Source organism: Nocardioides houyundeii (genome assembly GCF_002865585.1).
In the GTDB taxonomy this organism is placed as follows: Bacteria; Actinomycetota; Actinomycetes; order Propionibacteriales; family Nocardioidaceae; genus Nocardioides; species Nocardioides houyundeii.
Window position 1 is genome coordinate 3601654 of the sequence record NZ_CP025581.1, and the last position, 17679, is coordinate 3619332.

Below are 17679 nucleotides of genomic sequence, written 5' to 3' on the forward strand. Positions count from 1 at the left end.
TTCCGGCCCACGGCGCACGGCCTCGTCCCCCACCGGCCGACGTCTTGACCGGCACTCATGGAAACACCTGGTGCCAGGCGGCGCTGGACTTTCGCGCAACATCGCGCGGGAAGTCCCGGGTCGCCGGACCATTGCCAGAACTCCACCGCCTCCGGAGGATGGACGGGTGAGGACCAACCCCGAGGGCGACGCGATCGGCCGGCACGACCACGAGCCCCACGACCGGGGCTCGGCCGCCCGGCTCAACTGGCTGCGGGCCGGCGTGCTGGGCGCCAACGACGGCATCGTCTCCACCGCCGGCCTGGTGGCCGGCGTGGCCGGCGCGACCGACGACACCTCGGCCATCGTGGTCGCCGGGATCGCGGGCGTCATCGCGGGCGCGCTCAGCATGGCGGCCGGCGAGTACGTCTCGGTCAGCACCCAGCGCGACTCCGAGCGGTCCTCGCTGCTCCGGGAGAAGCAGGAGCTGATCGACGACCCGGTCTCGGAGCTGGCCGAGCTGACCGGGCTGCTGCGGGAGAAGGGGATCAGTGAGCCGCTGGCCCGACAGGTGGCCGAGGAGCTGACCCAGCACGACGCCCTGGCCGCGCACGCCGACGTGGAGCTGGGGCTCGACCCCGATGCGCTCACCAACCCCTGGCACGCGGCGTGGGCCTCGATGATCGCCTTCGTCCTGGGCGCCCTCCTGCCGCTGCTGGTCATCGCCTTCTCCCCGACCGGGACCCGGGTCGCGATCACCGGGCTGGCGGTCGCCACCGCCCTGGCCGTCACCGGGTTCATCAGCGCCCGGCTGGGCGGCAGCCCGGCCGGCCGTGCGGTGCTGCGCACCGTGACCGGGGGTCTGCTGGCGATGGTGGTCACCCACCTGGTCGGCAACGTGGTCGGCCCCCAGGTCTGACTCCAGGTCTGACTGCAGGTCGGCGCCCCGTCGCCGACGCACGGCACACTGGTGCCATGCGCTGCTTCGTGGCCGTCGTACCCCCGGCCGACGCCCTGGAGGACCTCGACGCGTTCCTGGACGTACGACGTGCCTCAGGTGACTTCCGGTGGACCCCCGAGGACCAGATCCACCTCACGCTGGCCTTCTGCGAGGAGGTGGCCGATCGCCACCTCGACGAGCTGCTCGAGCGCCTGGAGCGCGCGGCCGCGCGGCGCACCCCCTTCGCCACCCGGATCGCCGGCGGCGGCGCCTTTCCGAACGTCAGCGACGCCCGGGTGCTGTGGGCCGGGCTGGAGCTCGACGACGACGCCCGGACCGAGGCGGGGCGGCTCGCCGACGGCTGCCGGGCCGCGGCGAGCCGCACCGGCGTCGCCGTGGCGGGTCAGCGGTTCCGGCCGCACCTGACCGTGGCCCGGGTACGTCGTCCCACCGAGATGACTCCCTGGGTGCGACTGCTGGACGCGTACGCAGGCCCGCCCTGGACGGCCGACTCGATCTCCCTGGTGCAGTCCCACCTCGGGGAGGGCCCGCGCAAGCGGCCTCGCTACCAGGTGCTCGCCGAGCTGCCCCTGGGGCCGTCCGACGCAGGAGCCGCCCACCCGGACGGATCCGGGTGAGCGGCTCGGGAGCGATCAGCGGGGCAGGGACCGCAGGATGTCCTCGACGCGCTCCTTGGCGTCGCCGAAGAGCATCCGGGTGTTCTCCTTGAAGAACAGCGGGTTCTGCACCCCGGCGTAGCCGGTGGCCATGGAGCGCTTGAAGACGATGACGTCGCGGGCGTGCCAGACCTCGAGCACGGGCATCCCCGCGATGGGCGACCCCGGCTCCTCGATGGCGGCGGGGTTCACGGTGTCGTTGGCCCCGATCACCAGGACCACGTCGGTCTCGGCGAAGTCGTCGTTGACCTCGTCCATCTCCAGCACGATGTCGTAGGGCACCCGGGCCTCGGCGAGCAGCACGTTCATGTGGCCGGGCAGCCGACCGGCGACCGGGTGGATGCCGAAGCGCACGTCGACGCCCTTGTCCCGCAGTGCCGCGGTGAGCTCGGCGACCGGGTACTGCGCCTGCGCCACGGCCATGCCGTAGCCGGGGGTGATCACCACCGACTTGGCGTTGGCGAGCAGGTCGGCGGTCTCGTCGGGCTTGATCTCGCGGTGCTCGCCGTAGTCCCGGTCCTCGCCGACCGATCCGCCGTCGGAGCCGAAGCCGCCGGCGATCACGGAGATGAACGAGCGGTTCATCGCCTTGCACATGATGTAGCTCAGGATCGCACCGGAGGAGCCGACCAGGGAGCCGGTGATGATCAGCAGGTCGTTGGAGAGCATGAAGCCCGCGGCCGCGGCGGCCCAGCCGGAGTAGGAGTTCAGCATCGAGACGACCACCGGCATGTCGCCGCCGCCGATCGCCGCGACCAGGTGGAAGCCCAGCAGCAGCGCCAGCAGGGTCATCAGGACCAGCGGGATGACGCCGACCTCGATGTCGTCGGTGAGCATCGAGGAGTCGGACATGAACCACACCAGCAGCGCGGCCGAGAGCGCCAGGATGCCGGCGTTGAGCAGGTGCCGGCCCGGCAGCGTCAGCGGCGAGGACTTCATCTTCGCGCTGAGCTTGAGGTTGGCCACGATCGACCCGGTCAGGGTCACCGCGCCGATGAAGACCCCGACGAACACCTCGACGGCGTGCACCCGGTCGTGCGACCCCTCGGTGAAGAACGAGTTGAAGCCCACCAGCACCGCGGCGAGGCCGACGAAGCTGTGCAGCAGCGCGATCAGCTCGGGCATGCCGGTCATCTCGACCGTGCGCGCCCGCCAGGCGCCGATGGCGCCACCGATCACCATCGGCACCACGATCAGCACCAGGGTCACGGGCAGCGACCGGAAGTCGGGGAGCTCGGTCTGGCGCATCGCCAGCAGCACGGTGGCGACCAGGGCGATGCCCATGCCCACCATGCCCGCGAGGTTGCCGCGCTTGGCGGTCTCGTGCTTGCTCAGCCCGGCGAGCGCGGCGATGAACAGCACCCCGGCGATGATGTAGAGGCCCTGGACCAGGCCCACGAGCTCGCTCGAGCGCAGGAAGTCAGTCATGTCCTCAGTCCTTCCGGAACATCTCGAGCATGCGGAGCGTCACCAGGAAGCCACCGAAGATGTTGATGCTGGCCACCAGGACCGCGAGCACGGCCAGCACCGACACCAGGGCGTTGGTGGAGCCGACCTGCAGGATGCCGCCGACCAGGATGATCCCGGAGATCGCGTTGGTCTCGCTCATCAGCGGGGTGTGCAGGGCGTGCGCGACGTTGGAGATGACGTAGTAGCCCACCACCACCGCGAGCGCGAACACCGTGAAGTGGCTCAGGAACTCCGGTGGCGACACCGTGGCGAGCGCGGCGAACAGCACCGCGGCGAGGGCGGCGCCGAAGACCTTGCGACGCGGGTCGGCCGGCTTCTTGGGCTCGACCGGCTCCGCCGCCGCGGCGGCGGGCGCGGCGGGGGCCGCGGAGACCTGGACCGGCGGCGGCGGCCACATGGTCTCGCCGTCGAACACGACGGTGATGCCGCGCTGGACCACGTCGTCCATGTCCAGCACCATCTGACCGTCCTTCTCGGGCGTCAGCAGCTTGAACAGGTTGACCACGTTGGTGCCGAACAGCTGGCTGGTCTGCGCCGCCAGGCGCCCCGCCAGGTCGGTGTAGCCCAGGATGGTGACCAGGTTGTCGGTCACCACCTTGTCCCCGGTCTGGGTGAGCGCGCAGTTGCCGCCGTTGGCCGCGGCCATGTCGACGATGACCGAGCCGGGCTGCATCGCGGCCACGGTCTCGGCGGTGATCAGCTTGGGCGCGGGGCGACCGGGGATCAGCGCGGTGGTGATGACGATGTCGGCGTTGCGCGCCTCCTCGTCGTACATCAGGGCGGTGGCGGCCTCCTGCTCGGCCGTCATCTCCTTCGCGTAGCCGTCGGAGGACACCTCGGACTCCATGTCGACCGTGACGAACTGTCCACCCATCGACTCGACCTGCTCGGCGACCTCGGGGCGCACGTCGAAGGCACGCACGATCGCGCCCATCGAGCCGGCGGCACCGATCGCGGCGAGCCCGGCGACGCCGGCACCCACCACGAAGACCCGGGCCGGCGGCACCTTGCCGGCGGCGGTCACCTGGCCGGTGAACTGGCGGCCGAAGACGTGGGCGGCCTCGATCACCGCGCGGTAGCCGGCCACGTTGGCCATCGAGGAGAGCACGTCCATCGACTGGGCGCGCGAGATGCGGGGCACGGCGTCCATCGCCAGCGCGGTCACTCCGGCCGCGGCGAGCTTGTCCACCAGCTCGGGGCTGCGGGCCGGGGCCATCAGCGAGACCACGGTGGCGCCGCGGCGCAGCCGGGCGATCTCGGCGTCCGTGGGGGCGTTGACCTTGACCACGACGTCACTGGACCAGACCTCGTCGGCGTCGCCGACCCGGATCCCGGCCTCGGCGTAGGACTCGTCGCGCAGGTCGGCGGCCTGACCGGCACCCGACTCCACGACCACGTCGTACCCGAGCTTGGTCAGCTGCTCGGCCGTCTTCGCTGTGGCCGCGACGAGAGTCTCGCCGGGCCGGGCCTCGCGGGGGATCCCGATGCGCACGACTACCTCCTCCAAGGTGTGTGCCGTGACCGTACATCGGCCCAACGCCCCACGCCGACGTGGTCTCATGCGCCGAGGCGGGCGCGCCGAGCCTGGTCAGGCACGACGAGGCCCCAGCCGTCCGGCACCTGTGGTGCCGGGGACCGGGGCCTCGTTGTTCGTGCGGAGTGCTTGGTGCCGAGTGCGGTTGCCTCAGACGGTGTCGTCCACGAGGACCTGCTGGTCGGCGTCGTTGCGCATGTGCGGCCGGTCCAGCTTCTCGCCCTCGACGTCGACGTTGGGCAGCACCCGGTCGAGCCACTTCGGGATCCACCAGGCCTTCTCGCCCAGCAGGAACAGCAGTGCCGGGATCAGCACCAGCCGGACGATGAAGGCGTCGAAGATGATCGCCGCGGCGAGCGCGAAGCCCATCGACTTGATGATCGGCTCGGTCTGCAGGATGAACGCCGCGAAGACGGCGATCATGATGGCCGCGGCCGCGGTGACCACCCGGGCGCTGTTGCGGAAGCCGTCCACCACCGCCTCGCGGGTCGACATGCCGTGCACGTGCGCCTCACGCATCCGGGTCACCAGGAACACCTGGTAGTCCATGGCGAGGCCGAACACCATGCCGATCAGGATGATCGGCATGAAGGAGACGATGGGCTGTCCCTCGATGATGCCGAAGAGGCCCTTCTGGAACACCAGCACCGTGGCGCCGAGGGTGGCCAGCACCGAGAGCAGGAAGCCCAGGGTGGCCGTCAGCGGCACCAGGATCGAGCGGAAGACCAGGACGAGCAGCACGAACGCGAGTCCGATGACCACTGCGAGGTAGACCGGCAGGGCGTCGCTGAGCCGTTCGGAGACGTCGGAGGTGATCGCGGTCAGGCCGGTGACGCCGGTGGTGGCGCCGGTCTGCTCGTCGATCTGGTCCTGGGACTCACGCAGGTCGGCGAGCAGGTCCTCGGTGGCCTCGTCGTCGGGTCCGGTCGTCGGGGTGACCATGACCTGGGCGCCGGTGCCGTCCTCGTTGGTGAGCACCACCTGGGCGTTGCTGACGCCGTCCTTCTGCGCCGCCCACTCGGCCACGGCACCGAAGGCCTGGCCGCGCTCGTCCTCGGGGAGGTCGCGGGCGTCCACGACGACCAGCAGCGGGCCGTCGCGGCCGGGGCCGAAGTTCTCGGCGACCAGGTCGGTGGCCTGACGCTGGGTGGTGGAGGCGGGCTTGGTGCCGTCGGTCGGGAAGGCCAGGTGCATGTCCTTGATGGGGAACGCGAGCGCACCCAGCACCACCACGACGAGCAGCGCGAACGCGGCCGGCGCCTTGCCGATCAGCCGGGCCCAGCGCACGCCGTTGTTCGCCAGGCGGCCGTCGGCGTCGCGCTTGGGGGCGTGCTTGATGACCTGGCCACCGAAGGCCTTGGACTTGAGCACGCCGAGGACGGCGGGGAGCAGGGTGAGCGCGGCGAGGACCGCGATCGCAACACCGGAGGCGGCCGCGAAGCCCATCGAGGTGAGGAACGGGATCTTGACCACGATCAGCGCCGCCAGCGCGATGACGACGGTGAGCCCGGCGAAGACCACCGCGGAGCCGGCGGTGCCGACCGAGACGCCCATCGCCTCCTCGCGGTCGTCGGTGTGGTGCAGCTCGCTGCGGTAGCGAGCCAGGATGAACAGGGTGTAGTCGATGCCGACGGCGAGGCCGATCATCGTGGCCAGCATCGGCGTGGTGCTGCCGATGTCGGTGAAGGCGGTCATGGCGATGACGCCGACGTTGGTCAGCAGCACCGCGACTAGGGCGATCAGGATCGGCATGCCGGCCGCGACCAGGGAGCCGAAGGTCACCAGCAGCACCACCAGGGCCACGGCGATGCCGATGGCCTCCGAGGTCACGCCCAGCTCGGTGATGCTGCTCATCCCGGAGCCGTTGGCCTCCATGCGCAGGCCGCTGGAGTCCTCGACGTCTGCCATCAGGTCCTCGAGGGCGTCGATCGAGCTGGCCTCGACCTCGGTGGGCGCCTCGACGTCCCAGTCGAAGGAGACGACACCGACCCGGCCGTCCTCGGACAGCGGGGAGAGCACGGCGGCGTTCTCCCGGGCCTGCTCGACGGGCTGTCCGCTCTCCTTGGCGGCGTCGACGAACATCTTCTCCTGGCCGGCGGCGGCCTCGACCGGGCCGACGACCTTCAGGTCGTCCGAGACCTGCGGCAGGTCCGGGATGCCGGCGACCAGCTCGTCGATGGCGCCGGCGTACTTCTTCTGGTCCAGTCGCTCACCCTCGGGGGCGACGACCACGATGTTGACGGTGGCCTCGGAGAACGCGTCGACGCTGTCGGGGAACAGCTCCTCCTGCATGTCCGCGGCCTTCTCCGAGGGGATCCCGGGGATGGTGAGGGCATCGCTCATCGGCTTGGACGAGGTGGCGGCGAATCCGGCGACGGCGACGAACGCCACGAGCCAGGCCGCGAGGAAGAACGGCCAACGGCGGAATGCCGTCTTGCCGAGTCGGTAGAGCAGGGTGGCCATGCGAGTTCTCCTGTGCCAGTGGTGGGTCTGGGCGGTAGCCCTGGGTAAGTGCGGGAGTGCCGTCAGGCGAGCAGTGCGCGTGCCGAGTCGATGGCGGCGTCGAAGAGGTCGGCGAAGGACTCCTCGGAGTCGCTCGGTGCGGCCTCCGAGCCCTCGTCGGCGAACGAGTGCAGGCAGGTGTCGAACATGGCCACCATCAGGCGGACCAGCAGCCGGGCCCGGCGTACGCCGAGCTCGGGCCCTCGCGCTCGAGGATGTGCTCCACCAGGGCCGCGGTGACCTGCTCGAAGCGGTTGAGCACCTCGACCAGGAGCCGAGGGCTGCGCGAGATCACCTCACGGTGCAGGTGCAGCTCCTGGGGGTCGTACTGCTCGCTGTCGAGCATGGCCCGGGCCAGCACCCGGCAGTCCTCGATCAGCACGCCGGTCGGTCCCTGCGCCCGGAAGACGTCCAGCGCAGGCTGGGGCAGGTCCGGGATCGGCCCGAGCACGGCGTCGATCTTGGCGGGGTAGTAGTTGAACAGAGTGCGCCGAGAGACGTCGACGGCCTCGGCGAGCTCGTCCATGGTCCACCCGTCGTAGCCGGCCGACAGCGTCAGCTGGTTGGCCGCGCGCATGATGCGCCGGCTGGTGGCGACTCGTTTCGCCGCACGGGTGGTTGCACTCTGGGACACGAAGTGCATTCTTGCACTCTATTGCGCAGAGTGCAGAACCTTCGCCGTGCCTGCTCCGTCACACTCCGCCCCCAGCACCGGCCAGTCCCTGGGCCGCGGGACCGACCGGACCGAGCGGCTCAGGGTCGGGATCAGCGCCGTCAGCGCGGCACCGACCGCCAGCACCAGGGTCGCGGTGCCCCCGCCGTACGTCTCGATCAGCCAGCCGCCCAGCAGCGGGGCCAACGGGATGGTGGTGAAGGAGAGGAACTGCGACGACGACGCGATGCGCCCCTGGAGGGCCTCGGGGGTGATCGCCACCCGGTACGACTGGCTCGCGGCATTGCCCGCCGGGTTGAGCAGCAGACCGAGGCAGAGCATCGTGCCGATCAGCCAGGGCGAGGACCAGAAGACCAGCGGCAGCAGGAGCGGGACCCAGATCCAGGCGCTCGCCATCGTGAGGTGGCCGGTGCGGACCCGGTCGATGACGAACGGGGCCACGATCGCGCCCAGGACGCCGCCGACGCCGGAGAGCGCCTCGACCAGCCCGATCGTGGTCGAGGGCACGCCGGCCTCCACCATCCGGATCACCGCCACGAAGATGACCGCGTTGACCACCAGGTTGAACAAGGCCGAGAAGGCGGCGGTCGCCCGGAAGTACGGCCGGGACAGGAGGTGGCCCAAGCCCTCGGTGAGCTCCCGCAACGGCGTGCCGCGGTGCCGCTCGACCGGGGAGAGGTCGGCCCGGATCCGGGAGAGGGTGACCAGGGAGAACGCGAACGTCGCCGCGTCCACCAGGAACGGCAGCGGCCGGGCGACGGCGTACAGCAGACCACCGAGCGGTCCGCCCAGCAGCGAGGCGAGGTGGTGCCGGGCCTGGCTCTGACTGATCGCCGTCGGCAGCTCCTCCCTGCTGACCACGCTGCGCACCGCCGACATCTCGGTGGGCATGTAGAAGCCCGCCACGGCGCCCGCCCCCAGGGCGACCAGGATCAGGTGAGTCACGGTCATCGCCCCCAGCAGGCCCGCGACCGCGATCGAGGCCATCAGGACCAGGCCGACGACGCTCGAGACCATCAGCACCAGACGACGGTCCACCTGGTCGGCGATCACCCCCGCCGGGAGCAGGGAGAGCGCGATACCCAGCGTGTAGGCGGCCACCGGGAGGGCGGCCAGCAGGGCCGACCCGGTCAGCGCGTGGCCGATCAGGGGGAGCACGAAGAGGGTGGCGCCCGTGCCGAGCTGGCTGACCGCCTCCCCCACCCAGAGCAGGGTGAAGTCGCGGTTGCGGGCGAGGCTGCGATAGCTGGACACGTCGCTCACCCTAGATGTGCACCATGTGTTGCGCAAGCAATGTTGCGCAAGTTGTGGTGCAGGTAGGCTGCCCCCATGGTCAACGTGCACGATCCGAAGATGCTGCGGGCGATCGCCCACCCCCTGCGCAACCGGATCCTGGGCGAGCTCTCGGCGCAGGGCCCGCTGCGGGCGGCCGACCTGTCCGCCGAGCTGGACATCCCGGCCAACCAGGCCTCGTTCCACCTGCGCCAGCTGGCCAAGTACGGCCTGGTCACCGAGGCCGTCGGGGAGGGTCGCGACCGGCGCGACCGGGTGTGGCGCCTGGTGGAGGAGGAAGGACTCAACCTCGACATCGCCGCGGTGGAGCAGCAGCCCGGAGGGGCGGCAGCCGCCGCGGTGTTCAGGTCGCAGGCCGCGGCGTGGGCGCACGTCCTGGTGGACGCCGCGCACTTCGGCACCCGGGCGCCGGGCGTCCACCGAGCGATCGCCGAGCACGCGCTGAGACTCACCGACGACGAGGCCCGGGAGCTCTCCACCGAGCTCAACGACGTGGTCCAGGAGTGGGCCCGCCGCACCCGCGGCCGGGACCCGTCGCGGCGGACCTACCTGCTGCTGTCGCTCCTGCAGCCCCATCCCGGCACGCCGCCGGAGGACGGCGCGGAGGGGGACTCCGACAACGCCGACGGGGACCCCGACAGCCTCACCAGCGACTGAGGCAGCGACTGAGGCAGTGACTGAGGCCGTGAGATTGCTGGAGTCTCAGCCCGCGATGCCGTAGAGCCGGTCGCCGGCGTCGCCGAGGCCCGGCACGATGTAGCCGCGCTCGTCCAGCCGCTCGTCCACCGCCGCGGTCACCACGGTGATCGGCACGGTCAGGTCGGCCAGCGCCTCCTCCAGCCGGGTGCACCCCTCGGGCGCGACCAGCAGGCAGATCGCGGTGATGTGGTCGGCACCCCGGTCGGTGAGGAACCGGATCGCGGCGGCCAGCGTGCCACCGGTGGCGAGCATCGGGTCCAGCACGTAGCACTGGCGACCCGACAGGTCGTCGGGCAGCCGCTCGGCGTACGTCGCGGCCTCCAGCGTCTCCTCGTTGCGCACCATCCCGAGGAAGCCCACCTCGGCGGTGGGCAGCAGCCGCATCATCCCGTCGAGCATGCCGAGGCCGGCGCGCAGGATCGGCACCACCAGCGGCTTGGGGGTGGTGAGCTTGACCCCGGTGGTGACGGAGACCGGCGTGCTGATCTCCACCGGGTTGACCCGGACGTCCCGGGTGGCCTCGTAGGCCAGCAGGGTGACCAGCTCGTCGGTCAGGCGCCGGAAGGTCGGGGAGTCGGTCGAGGAGTCGCGGAGCGTGGTGAGCTTGTGGGCCACCAGCGGGTGGTCGACGACCTGGGTGCGCATAGCCGGGATCCTAGTCGACCCGGGACTCCGCTCCCGTGCTGGCGCCGGGCGCTTGGCCGGCGCCCACATCCGTGCGACTGTTGGACATTCCTGGCACCGACGTCGAAGGGTCGACCATGACGGGCGAAGCACTGGGCGAGGGCATCGACTTCGCGCTGGCCGCCTATCGCGAGGACGGGGTCTGGCAGCTGCAGGAGATCGCCGCCACCGCCCTCTCCTCAGTGGAGACCCTGGCCCACGGGCTGCGCCGCCTGCCCGCCGACAACGGCGTGCTGGGCATGGTCGCGATCGACGAGGACTTCTTCGTGCTGGTGCGGGTCACCGGGTCCCGGGTGGGGGTGCTGCTCTCCGACGTCACCGCGGCCACCGAGTGGGAGCTCGCCCAGTCGGCAGTGGACTTCCTGGGGCTCCCGCCGCCCGAGGACGACGACGACCAGGTGCCCGCCGGCGACCTCGGCCTGATCGGGGACCTGGGGTTGGCGGCGAGGGAGATGGGGGTCCTGCTCGACGACGTCGACCTCTACCCCGACGAGATGCTCTCCGACATCGCCGGCCGTCTCGGCTTCGGCCCTGAGTTCGACGACGTCGTCGGACTCAGGTCGGTCTGAGGTCGCCGCGGTGCTGGCACACCGGTGGGAGGAGGCGATGCGGTGCGCGCTGACCCAAGCCGAGATCGCCAAAATTGATGGTGACGTGCCCGTCGGCGCCGTCGTACTTTCCCCCGATGGTGTCGTGATCGGCACCGGACGCAACATTCGTGAGGCTGAGTCCGACCCGACCGGACACGCCGAGGTTGTGGCCCTCCGGGCAGCCGCTCGTTCCCGAGGCGAGTGGCGCCTGGAGGGCTGCTCTCTGGTGGTCACCCTGGAGCCGTGCACGATGTGCGCCGGAGCCGCCGTGCTCTCCCGGGTGCAGCGCATCGTCTTCGGCGCGTACGACGACAAGGCCGGCGCCGTCGGCAGCCTGTGGGACGTCGTACGGGACCGCAGGCTCAACCACCGACCCGAGGTGGTGCCCGGGGTGCTGGCCGCGGAGTCCACCCTGTTGCTGGATGAGTTCTTCCGCGCCCAGCGCGAGCCCGGGGGCGGCCTCAGCGGTTCTGGATGATCCCGCTGGTGGTCGGCTGGTAGGGGTTGAGCCCCTTGTCGATCGCGTACTGGCGCAGGTAGCCGTCCCGGCCGAGCACGTTGATCCGCTCCTGGATCTTGGCGGCCTCGGCCTTCTCGACCGCGACCTGGGCCTCGGCGGCCTTCTGCTTGGCCGCAGCCTCCGCCTCGGAGGCGCGGGCGCGGGCGACGGCTTCCTGCTGGGCGATCAGCGCGTCCTTGATCGCCTGCGGCGGCTCGGGCTTCTGCAGGGTGATCGCGAAGTTCTCGAAGAAGTCGACCTCGCCGTCGGTCTGCCGGTTGACCAGGTCGGGCAGCGCGGCGACCACGTCCGCCTCCCACTGGGCCTTCACGTTGGGGTCGGTGTAGAGGTCGGTGTAGGTGTACTTCTGACCGGCCCGGTCGATCGCGGTGTCCAGGGGGCGGGCGATGTAGACGCTGAGCATCCGGTTCCAGCCCGGCGAGCGCTCGTCACCATCCATGTAGGCGACGTACCGGTTGCCGATGAGGTCGTGGAAGCCGCGCAGCGCGTCGCAGTCGGTGTTGAGCATCAGGTTGGCGACGCCCTCGACGGTCATCTCGATGCCGTCCTTGGTGACGAAGGTGATCGGGGCGCCGTCGGAGTCACCGTTGTCGAAGACGAAGTTGGTCTGCGACGAGGGGTAGGAGTAGTGACGGTCGCCGGGCCCGTCCCACTGCCGGCGGGACGGCTCCACGCAGTCCTTGAACCGCTTCGGCGTGAACGCACCGTCGGAGTAGTGCAGCGCGACCTGGTCGGGCGCGGTGGACACGCTGGTGGGGCGGACGAAGGCCAGGGTGATCAGCAGCGCCACGACCACCAGGCCCAGGAGCACCAGGACGCGCGAGGCGCGACCCCCTCTGCCCGACGGGGTGCTCGGGTCGTTCTGCTTCGCCATGCCTGCTCGCTTCGGGTCGGGGTGCGGGCGCACATCATCACCCGCGGGCCCGGCTCTCGTGCGCAATGTCCGCCTACGGCGGCGCAAACAGGTCAGGTCAGCTCGTTGCGGCGCACGGCGTCGATCACGATCACGGCCAGGTCCGGCTCGCTCGCCCGGTGCTGGCGTGCCAGGCCGAGCACGTCGTCCAGCGCCCGCTCCAGCTCCGCGACCGGCGCCTCGCTGCCCAGACCCCGGGTGCGCTCGATCACCGCGCCGGCCAGGGCGGGCGAGATCTCGTCGTGCAGGTAGGCCAGGTCGGTCACCTCGCGCACCCGCGCCTGGACCGCCGCCCGCCGGGCGGACTCCCGCGCCTGCGCCTGGAGGCGCACGTAGACCAGCACGAGCAGGCACAACACCAGGACCAGGGGCAGCAGCAGCCGGAACATGGTCGCAGCCTAGGCCCCGGCCCAGGCGATTTTCCTGCCGCCGCAGGACTCCGGTACCCTCTCCCGCGGTGGCGTGTCCGAGCGGCCGAAGGTGCAACACTCGAAATGTTGTGTGGGGTCAAACCCACCGTGGGTTCAAATCCCACCGCCACCGCCATGTGATCTCGCAAGAGATAGGAAAGATCCGAACCCTCAGTGGGGGTTCGGATCTTTCGCGTTTCGGGGTTGGTAGTCCTTGCTGGTGTCGATGGTGAGCTCGCGTAGGAGTTCGCCGGTGATGGCGTTGATGACGCGGACGTCGAGGTCCTGGACGAGCAGGATGACGTGGGTTCGGTTGTGGGTTCGGCCGACGCCGATGTGTCTGAGTTGGCCGGCCACGCGCAGGGTGACGGTGCCGGACTTGTCGACGCGGTCGTGCCGGATCCGGTCGTGGGTCTGTGCGTCGCGGCTGGGGCCTGGGACGGCTTTGGGCATGGTGTCGTAGAGCGCTGCTGGGGTGGCGCGGTGGGGCAGGGATCGGTGCGGCCGGTGCTGGTTGTATTCGGCGGCGAATCGGTCGAGCAGGGTCTGGAGCTGGTCGATGGTGGCGGGTTGGTCGGGTTGGGCGCGGAGCCACTTCTTCATGGTCTGCTGGAACCGCTCGACCTTGCCGCAGGTGGTGGGATGGTTGGGCCGGGAGTTCTTCTGGACCACGTGCCAGTCGCGTAGTTGCTGCTCGAAGCCGTTGCGGCCGCCTTGGCGGCCGTGGCCGGCCAGGCGGACGGTGTAGACCATCCCGTTGTCGGTCAGGGTGGATCCGGGTATGCCGTGCTGACCTGCGGCTTTGCGGAACGTGTTGAGGACGATCGGGGTGGTGATCGCCCGGTGCGCGGACACGTGGAGGGCGTAGCGGGTGCAGTCGTCGAGCCAAGTGATGATCTCGATGCCCTTGGGGAAGGTCGTGGTGTCGGTCAACGGGTAGTGGGTGAAGTCGGACTGCCAGGTCTCGTTGGGCATGGCGGCCTGGAACCGGATGTAGGAGGCCTTCGGTTTCTTCTTGGGTTCGGGGGTGACGAGGCCGGCACGGGTCAGGTAGCGGCTGATCGTGGCCACGGACACGGTTGTGTGGTGGTGCTGGGTCAGGTGCCAGGCGATGGTGTCGGGTCCGGCGTCGTGGCCGGCTGTGGTGAGCTTGTCGCGTAGCTCGAGGATCAGGTCCGCGGTCTGGGTGGGGATCGCGGTCGGGTTGGTGTGCGGGCGCCGGGAGCGGGGTTCGAAGGCGGCATCGCTCTCGGTTCGGTAGCGGGCCATGAGTTTGCTGACCCAGCTGGGTGAGACGTCGTAGCTGCGGGCGACGTCGGCTTGTGGGCGTCCCTCGAGGACGACCGCGGTGATGATCAGTCTGGCTTTCGACACCACCGGAGGGTCTCGGTCCGGTGTTTCCTATGTCTTGAGAGATGTGTTTCCTATGTCCTGAACCAGCACACCACCGCCACCGCCAACCTGTGTCTCGGTCGAGACCAGCGTGATCAGGCCGGGCCCCCAGGGGTCCGGCCTGACGTCGTTCCGGCGGGTCCGCTCGGCCGAGGACCGACGCCTCAGTGCGCCAGCTTGAGGCCGACCACGCAGCCCACCAGCCCAAGCAGCAGCAGCACCTTGCCCACGCTCACCGCCTCGTCGCCGGTCGCCATCGAGTAGGCCACGGTCAGGGATGCGCCGACCCCCACCCACACGGCGTACGCCGTGCCGATCGGCAGGGTGCGCATGGCATAGGCCAGGCCTCCCATGCTGACCACGATCGCCAGGGCGAAGACCACCGACGGGACCAGGCGGGTGAACCCTTCGGACTTGCCCAGGGCGACCGCCCAGACCGCCTCGAAGACGCCGGAGATGATGAGGACGATCCATGCCATGACGAGCTCCAGACGGCCGTCTTGTCGCGTTCCGGGTACGGCTCCCTCGTCCGGTGGGCCGTCTCGACCCACTACCGATGATAGGTGGGCCAGTCCGCAAGATCCGCCCGGGCGTCGGCCATCTGCCGCGATACTCCTCGCCATGGGGAGAGCCGTCGACATCACCGCGCCGGGCGGGCGGATCGAGCACCGGCGCCCCCGCCTCGGCGACCTGCACTGGGACGGGGGCGTGTGGCGCCGCTGGAGCGGCCGGCGGTGGGCCCGAGCCGTGGCCTCCCCGGCACCGGTCCGCCTGCTCGACCCGCGGCCGCTCGACGCCGATCCACCCCTTGCCCCGAGCAGCAGCGGCGGCTCCTGGACCGCACGGTCGAGGGCGAGGTGAACGAGAGCGGCGCCTCGGTGGTGCTCGACGGCTCCCGGGGCGTGGTGCTCGGCTACCGCCGGAGGCCGTCGGTGCTGCCCCACCTCCTGCTCACTCTGGTGACCGGCGGCCTGTGGCTCGTCGTGTGGCTGGCGCTGCTGGCCCTGGTCCGGGAGGACCGCTACCGGTTCGAGGTCGACGCCTGGGGCAACGTGTGGTGCGTGCCGCTGCGCGCTGCCTGATCAGCGCAGGCTGGCGTACCAGGCCTGGGTACGGCGACCCGCCAGCAGCGCCCGCTCCCACAGCACCCCTGCGGTGAGCAGCACCGCTCCGCCGCCGACCAGGATGATCCAGCCCGGGACGTAGGCGAGTCCCTGACCGCCCTGGTTGATGGCCACCACGAGGAGCACCAGGGCCCCGACGGTCACCGGCGCCTGCCAGCGGCGCAGCAGCCCGAGCACCAGCACCACGATCGCCACCACGGTGAGACCGGCCAGGCGCAGCGCGCCGCCATTCTCCAGTGTCACCGCCAGGGTGGGCAGCAGCGCGACGCTGAGCGCCGGTCCCATGGTCAGCATGGTGCGCGCCTGCCGGTTCCGGAGATGCTGGACGAGGCCGATGACCGCCAGCAGCACCACGAGCGGCGCGGTGTAGAGCTCGACCACCCCCACCCCCTGGTCGGCCAGCAGCCGACTGGTCCCCGCGGTGACCAGCACCGAGCCGAGGTAGGCGAACCCGAGACGGCCCCGCGAGCCCGAGTAGACCAGCGTGAGCACCCCGACCCCCACCCAGGCGGCGACCTCCAGCAGCACCGGCTCCTCGATCGAGGCGAGGATCCCGTAGCCGCCGTAGAGCAGCGCGAAGGTGACGGCGCTGTGGTCCAGCACCCTGTTGCCCGGGGAGTCGGCCAGCGTCCGGGCGTAGCCGGCGAGCGCGAAGCTCGCGGCGCAGCCCACCAGGCCCATCGCCACCGCGACCGCCTCGTCGGCGTCGCGGACGGCCGTGAACGCCGTGGCCGCGACCGCCAGCTGGGCGAGCACCGCGAACGGCGCCGAGCGCTCCTTGGTCGCCGGCACGAGTGCGGCGACGGCCCAGGCGGCACCCGGCACCACCGGCAGCCACCAGGAGTCGGGCGCCAGCCGGGGGAAGCCCGCGAACAGCTCCAGGCCGTCGGCGTACCACCCGTCGACCTCGGCGAGCACGAGCAGGAAGAGCACCGGCAGGGCCACCCACGCGAGCAGGATGGCGGCGCCGAGCCACGCCGGCCGCGTGTCCGCTCCGGTGAACGGCGCCCGGGTCACCGGGAGCCCGGTCAGGCAGAGCGCGACCAGCCCCGCTGCGAGCAGCACCGCGAGCACCACCACGACGGCCCGGGGTACGTCGACCACCGGGATGCCGAGGGCCGGCACCAGGGCCCACACGCCGACGGCGGGCAGCCAGGCCCACCCCGGGTGCTCCCGCGCCGCTTCCGGCGCCAGGGGCCGAGCCAGGCGGGGGGCGACGAGGGCCAGCACCGGGAGCACCAGGAGCACGGCGCACACGGCGTACCGCTGGATGGTGGCCGTGGCGGGGTCGTAGCCGACGACGATGCCGGCGCCCAGGTGCACCACGACGGCACCGAGCGCCGAGACGGCCAGCGGCACCGCCGCCCACCGGTCCAGGCGGTACGCCGCCCCGGCGGCCGCGGCGCTGAGCACCGCCAGGAGCGCCGCGAGGCCGCACAGCACGACCGGCTCGGCACCGAGCGCGCTGACCGTGCACCAGCCGGCGACCGCGAGCAGCGTGGCCGCGGCCGGGCCGTACACCAGCACCGGCGGAGCGGGGCGCTCCGCCACCGCCCGCGGCACCAGGCGGTCGAAGCCCACCAGGACCGCAGCGCCGAGCAGCGCCGCCAGTGACCAGTAGCCGTCGACGGGGACGTCGCCCAGTCCGGCCAGCCCCAGATGGTGGGCGGCCCACAGGTCGAGGACCACCAGGCCGGTGGCGATCCCGGCGGCGGTCCGAGCCGCGGAGGTGAGCTGGCGGCGCGTGGCCAGCACGGCGGCGGCTGCGGCGGCTCCGGTCAGGCCCACCATGATCGTGGCCTGCCCGGCCACGCCCACCACCAGCCAGATCACGAGCAGGAAGAACGAGACTCCCGAGAGCAGCAGCAGCGCGCCGAGCCCGAGCAGGATCTGCTGCCCGCCGAGCCGGGTGCCGGCACGCCGCCTGGACCCCGCGGCGTACGGCGGGGAGGCGGGGTACGGCGGCTGGGGGCCGGTCCGGGGGCCGGCGTACGGGTCGCCGGGCTGGTACGGTGCGGCCGACGGGACTGCCGGTGGGCGCAGCAGCTGGGAGACCAGGACGTCGGCCTCGGAGCGTAGCGCCCCGATCTGCTGGTTGACCTGCCACAGCCGCGCCGCCTGGGGTCCGACGAGCCGCAGCCCGCACTCCGGGCACGCGGGCGACCCCGGGATCACCGGGGCGTCGCAATGGGGGCAGGGGAACGGCGCGGGAGTCGACACGCGCACATCTTCGCCGCACATCGGGGGTGCGTCACCGGTACGGGTACTCAGGTGGGACG

The 17679-nt window shown here is 71.4% G+C and carries 19 protein-coding genes, 1 tRNA gene and 1 riboswitch; of the genes, 8 read left to right on the plus strand and 12 right to left on the minus strand.

Annotated elements, in window-relative coordinates:
• The first annotated feature begins 166 nt into the window (after positions 1–166).
• Complete coding sequence (locus tag C0R66_RS19740) at positions 167–898, plus strand: VIT1/CCC1 transporter family protein (protein ID WP_241901503.1); 732 nt, start codon at positions 167–169, stop codon at positions 896–898.
• Between the two features lie 56 nt (positions 899–954).
• On the plus strand, positions 955–1557 hold the full coding sequence (thpR, locus tag C0R66_RS17210; protein ID WP_101525733.1) for an RNA 2',3'-cyclic phosphodiesterase: 603 nt from the start codon (positions 955–957) through the stop codon (positions 1555–1557).
• A gap of 15 nt (positions 1558–1572) precedes the next feature.
• Here the strand turns inward: thpR and pntB are convergent, their stop codons facing one another.
• From pntB to C0R66_RS17235, 6 genes are all read right to left on the minus strand, one after another.
• Positions 1573–3024, minus strand: coding sequence for a Re/Si-specific NAD(P)(+) transhydrogenase subunit beta (gene pntB / locus C0R66_RS17215; protein WP_101525734.1), 1452 nt, complete (start codon positions 3022–3024; stop codon positions 1573–1575).
• Positions 3025–3028: 4 nt separating this feature from the next.
• Positions 3029–4558 carry a Re/Si-specific NAD(P)(+) transhydrogenase subunit alpha gene (locus tag C0R66_RS17220; RefSeq protein WP_101525735.1) on the minus strand — a complete coding sequence of 510 codons (1530 nt, stop codon included), beginning with the start codon at positions 4556–4558 and terminating at the stop codon, positions 3029–3031.
• 192 nt (positions 4559–4750) lie between these two features.
• Positions 4751–7063 carry an MMPL family transporter gene (locus tag C0R66_RS17225; RefSeq protein WP_101525736.1) on the minus strand — a complete coding sequence of 771 codons (2313 nt, stop codon included), beginning with the start codon at positions 7061–7063 and terminating at the stop codon, positions 4751–4753.
• A 62-nt stretch (positions 7064–7125) separates the two neighbouring features.
• The gene (locus tag C0R66_RS20025; RefSeq protein WP_277869136.1) at positions 7126–7260 is read right to left on the minus strand and encodes a hypothetical protein; all 135 of its coding nucleotides are present in this window, start codon (positions 7258–7260) and stop codon (positions 7126–7128) included.
• A complete protein-coding gene (locus C0R66_RS17230) occupies positions 7260–7736 on the minus strand; it encodes a TetR/AcrR family transcriptional regulator (RefSeq protein ID WP_158648100.1) in 477 nt (158 codons plus the stop codon). Before C0R66_RS17230 ends, C0R66_RS20025 begins: the two co-directional genes overlap by 1 nt.
• Before the next feature lie 18 nt (positions 7737–7754).
• The gene (locus C0R66_RS17235; RefSeq protein WP_101526342.1) at positions 7755–9029 is read right to left on the minus strand and encodes an MFS transporter; all 1275 of its coding nucleotides are present in this window, start codon (positions 9027–9029) and stop codon (positions 7755–7757) included.
• Between the two features lie 75 nt (positions 9030–9104).
• Between C0R66_RS17235 and C0R66_RS17240 the strand changes: the two genes are divergently transcribed.
• Positions 9105–9725: a helix-turn-helix domain-containing protein gene (locus tag C0R66_RS17240; protein WP_101525738.1), complete on the plus strand. Its 621-nt coding sequence runs from the start codon at positions 9105–9107 to the stop codon at positions 9723–9725.
• Between the two features lie 45 nt (positions 9726–9770).
• Here the strand turns inward: C0R66_RS17240 and upp are convergent, their stop codons facing one another.
• Positions 9771–10412 (minus strand): uracil phosphoribosyltransferase, encoded by a 642-nt coding sequence (gene upp, locus C0R66_RS17245; protein WP_101525739.1) that lies wholly within the window; start codon positions 10410–10412, stop codon positions 9771–9773.
• Positions 10413–10528: 116 nt separating this feature from the next.
• Here upp and C0R66_RS17250 point away from each other — a divergent pair, with 116 nt between their 5' ends.
• Positions 10529–11020, plus strand: coding sequence for a tRNA adenosine deaminase-associated protein (locus C0R66_RS17250; RefSeq protein ID WP_101525740.1), 492 nt, complete (start codon positions 10529–10531; stop codon positions 11018–11020).
• A 37-nt stretch (positions 11021–11057) separates the two neighbouring features.
• Positions 11058–11519 carry a nucleoside deaminase gene (locus C0R66_RS17255; RefSeq protein ID WP_101526343.1) on the plus strand — a complete coding sequence of 154 codons (462 nt, stop codon included), beginning with the start codon at positions 11058–11060 and terminating at the stop codon, positions 11517–11519.
• Here the strand turns inward: C0R66_RS17255 and C0R66_RS17260 are convergent.
• Together C0R66_RS17260 and C0R66_RS17265 are read right to left on the minus strand one after the other, a co-directional pair.
• Positions 11503–12435: an SPFH domain-containing protein gene (locus tag C0R66_RS17260; RefSeq protein WP_101525741.1), complete on the minus strand. Its 933-nt coding sequence runs from the start codon at positions 12433–12435 to the stop codon at positions 11503–11505. The two genes, C0R66_RS17255 and C0R66_RS17260, sit on opposite strands and share 17 nt — an antisense overlap.
• Before the next feature lie 92 nt (positions 12436–12527).
• Positions 12528–12863 (minus strand): hypothetical protein, encoded by a 336-nt coding sequence (locus C0R66_RS17265; protein ID WP_101525742.1) that lies wholly within the window; start codon positions 12861–12863, stop codon positions 12528–12530.
• Positions 12864–12930: 67 nt separating this feature from the next.
• Here C0R66_RS17265 and C0R66_RS17270 point away from each other — a divergent pair.
• Positions 12931–13020: transfer RNA gene (locus C0R66_RS17270), tRNA-Ser, on the plus strand.
• Positions 13021–13055: 35 nt separating this feature from the next.
• Here C0R66_RS17270 and C0R66_RS17275 read toward each other — a convergent pair.
• Both C0R66_RS17275 and C0R66_RS17280 read right to left on the minus strand, forming a co-directional pair.
• Positions 13056–14258 (minus strand): integrase core domain-containing protein, encoded by a 1203-nt coding sequence (locus tag C0R66_RS17275; protein ID WP_101526344.1) that lies wholly within the window; start codon positions 14256–14258, stop codon positions 13056–13058.
• A gap of 182 nt (positions 14259–14440) precedes the next feature.
• Positions 14441–14755, minus strand: a complete 315-nt coding sequence (locus C0R66_RS17280; protein WP_101525743.1) for a DMT family transporter — start codon at positions 14753–14755, stop codon at positions 14441–14443.
• Positions 14756–14766: 11 nt separating this feature from the next.
• A riboswitch (guanidine-III (ykkC-III) riboswitch) is annotated at positions 14767–14830 on the minus strand.
• A 67-nt stretch (positions 14831–14897) separates the two neighbouring features.
• On the opposite strand from C0R66_RS17280, the gene C0R66_RS18795 reads away from it, so the two are divergent.
• Together C0R66_RS18795 and C0R66_RS17285 are read left to right on the plus strand one after the other, a co-directional pair.
• A complete protein-coding gene (locus tag C0R66_RS18795; RefSeq protein WP_158648101.1) occupies positions 14898–15137 on the plus strand; it encodes a hypothetical protein in 240 nt (79 codons plus the stop codon).
• A complete protein-coding gene (locus tag C0R66_RS17285; RefSeq protein ID WP_101525744.1) occupies positions 15134–15358 on the plus strand; it encodes a hypothetical protein in 225 nt (74 codons plus the stop codon). The genes C0R66_RS18795 and C0R66_RS17285 overlap by 4 nt, the downstream gene beginning before the upstream one ends.
• Here C0R66_RS17285 and C0R66_RS17290 read toward each other — a convergent pair whose 3' ends face one another.
• Positions 15359–17620 (minus strand): zinc ribbon domain-containing protein, encoded by a 2262-nt coding sequence (locus C0R66_RS17290; protein ID WP_158648102.1) that lies wholly within the window; start codon positions 17618–17620, stop codon positions 15359–15361.
• Positions 17621–17679: the final 59 nt, after the last annotated feature.